Origin of the sequence: Vallitalea sp., assembly GCF_025211055.1 — a bacterium.
GTDB lineage: Bacteria > Bacillota > Clostridia > Lachnospirales > Vallitaleaceae > Vallitalea.
In genome coordinates this window covers 1-3,050 of the sequence record NZ_JAOARO010000089.1, presented here as the reverse complement: position 1 = coordinate 3,050, position 3,050 = coordinate 1, and the positions used below count along the sequence as shown (strand labels likewise).

The following is a 3,050-nucleotide window of genomic DNA, read 5'->3' as shown; positions in this document are numbered from 1 at the left end:
GCAAATGATTGGAATGCTGTTTTAGCAGCTTTGTCCATGGCAATTGTTCCAGTATTGATTTTATATTATATTTTCTCAAAACAACTATTAAGTGGGCTAACATCTGGTGCTATAAAGTAGGTTGTTGAAGGTAAACATTAGCTAAAAAATGAAAGTGCTGAAATTTATGACAATAAATAGCTATTTATATTATAAAGATTCCAGTGTGATAGGAGGTTAGGTATGCATAAATATAGATTAACAATAGAGAAGATAAAAGCTCATCTTGAAAGAATTAAGCCATATGTCAATGAAAAACAAAAGTCATTAGAGGCATTCAAAGTTATGTTTACTAATGAAAAGCTAATTAGTAATAATATTGATGACCAAGATTGGCAGGAGATTCAACCTGGTGAATATTGGGGAGGACTAAGGAAAGAGTTTGTACTTAGAACATCATTTAATGTGGAAAGAAATTGGAGTAATAAAGCTTCGTTATTACTGAAAATTGGAAATAGTAAAAGTTTGGAAGCTTTATCATTTTTGTATGGACCAGAAGCATTAGTTTATGTTGATGGAGAGCTTTGTCGTGGATTGGATCCAAATAGGCAACGTCTTGATATTCCAGAAAAGTACTTAGATGGTGAAGATCATCTTCTTGCATTAGTTGGTTGGACCGGTATTAAAGATGAATTATATGAAATGGAATTACCTAGCATAGTTGCAGTTAATGAGAATATGCAGACATTTATCTACAAAGTTGAAGTAATACTTGATGTACTCAATAGTATTGGTAATGATCATTATGGATATGGTCCTATGTTAACTACCTTAAATGAGATTTTTGTTATGTTGCCTAATTATAAAGATGATAAAGAGAAGTTTTATTTAAGTATTGAACAAGGTATTGAAATTATTGATGAGAAGATTATTGATACAGGGTTATCTAATGAAGTCACTGTATATGCATGTGGTCATGGACATCTTGATCTTGCTTGGCTATGGACTATAAGTCAGACGAAGGAAAAGGGAGCAAGAACCTTTAGTAATGTCTTATCATTAATGGAGAAATATCCTGAGTTTTATTTTTCCCAAAGTCAACCACAGTTATATGAGTTTATTGAATCTAATTATCCAGAGTTATTTAAACAAATAGTTAATCGAGTGAGAGAAGGACGCTGGGAACCTATGGGTGGTATGTGGGTTGAAGCCGACTGTAATATTACAGGTGCTGAATCTCTGGCAAGGCAGTTTTTACTAGGAAGAAAGTATTATGATGATAAATTTGATGGAAGAGATTCCAGAGTTTTGTGGTTACCAGATACATTTGGTTTTCCGTGGCAAATGCCACAATTAATGAATCAAGCTGGCATTAAATATTTTGCTACAGCTAAGTTAAGCTGGAACCAGTATAATCGAATGCCGTACGATAGCTTTTGGTGGCAAGGACTTGATGGTACTTGTACATTAACTCAGCTTGTAACAACATCTAAACCGGGGTGGTGGGGAGCTACTTATAGTGCTGATTTAACTGTTGATGAAATTAATGCCACTTGGAAAAAAACTCAAAATAAAGAGTTAAACAACTGTTTGTTAATTCCTTATGGGATAGGTGATGGAGGCGGTGGTCCTACTGAAGAAATGGTGGAAAAGGCACAGATTATGAAAGATTTCCCACATTTGCCAAAAGTTAAACCTTCAAAAGTTATTGATTTTTATGAGGATATGATAGAGGAGAAGAAAAACAAGTTGCCTCTATGGAATAATGAATTATATTTTGAATTACATCGAGGAACTTATACTAGCCAAGCAATGATTAAGTACAATAATAGATTATGTGAAAGAATACTTCATAATGGAGAATTTCTGGCAACTATGGCGATGAATAAGGCTGGTTTTGAATATCCTCACGAAAAATTTAATGAATTATGGAAATTGTTATGTTTAAATCAATTTCATGATATAATTCCTGGTTCATCAATTGAAGATGTATATATTGATAGTATGAAGGATTATAAGAAAATACTAAAAAATGGTAATCAAATTTGTATAGATGCACTGTCTACTCTTGAATCAATCCTTCCTAAACATACAGATTTAGTTATCGTTAACCCCACATCATTTAATCGTTCTGGTGCTATGTATGTTGAAAATATTAAGGAAAACTATGATTTGGCAACTATAGATAATGAATTAATAGATATTCAGTATGTGAGGGATGGTGCAGTGATTAACTTACCAGATGTTCCTTCATATGGTTATTTAGTATTAAAAAAAATTGAGAAAAATCTTGTTGAAAGCAAAGACAAATCTCAAAATAAACATAATAAAAAAGCTAAAATTAACGAATTACAAGGTGTCTTCATAAGTAAAGAATCACATAATCACATTATGGAAAATAATTTAATTCGTGTGGAAATTAATGAACAAGGAACAATAGTTAGTTTGTATGATAAAGAGTTTAAACGTGAGCTTGTGGCTAATAACCATCGTATTAACGAATTGAAAGTATATGAAGATTATCCTCTTGATTGGGATGCATGGGACATTGATATTTTTTATGATGAAAAATCTGTTGAAGCTAAGTGTAGAACCATTGATATTATTGAAGATGGTAAGTTATATGGATGTATTCAAATCGAAAGTAGTATTTATTCAAGCAAGATTATTCAAAAAATAGAGCTTTATCATGATAGTAAACAAGTTGATTTCTCAACAACTGTATATTGGAACGAAAGAAACCGATTGCTAAAAGCAGAATTTCCAGTTGATATTATTAGCCCAAAAGCCACTTATGATATTCAGTGGGGAAATATAGAAAGAAATACTCATAATAATACCACATGGGATATTAGTCAATTTGAAAGTTGTGGACATAAGTGGGTCGATCTGAGTGAAGGAAATTATGGTGTAAGTATTTTAAACGATTCAAAGTATGGTCATCATGTGAAGGACAACATAATGTCAATAACATTGCTTCGCAGTTCTACTTTTCCAGATCCAAAAGCTGATATGGGAACTCATCATTTTAAATACAGTATATATCCTCATGAAGGTGATTGGAGATTATC

At 32.1% G+C, this 3,050-nt stretch carries 1 protein-coding gene; it reads left to right on the top strand.

The genetic code is table 11. The features are described from left to right. Positions 1-222: 222 nt before the first annotated feature. On the top strand, positions 223-3,050 hold a 2,828-nt coding region (locus N4A55_RS14395; RefSeq protein WP_293757593.1), incomplete at its 3' end, for an alpha-mannosidase.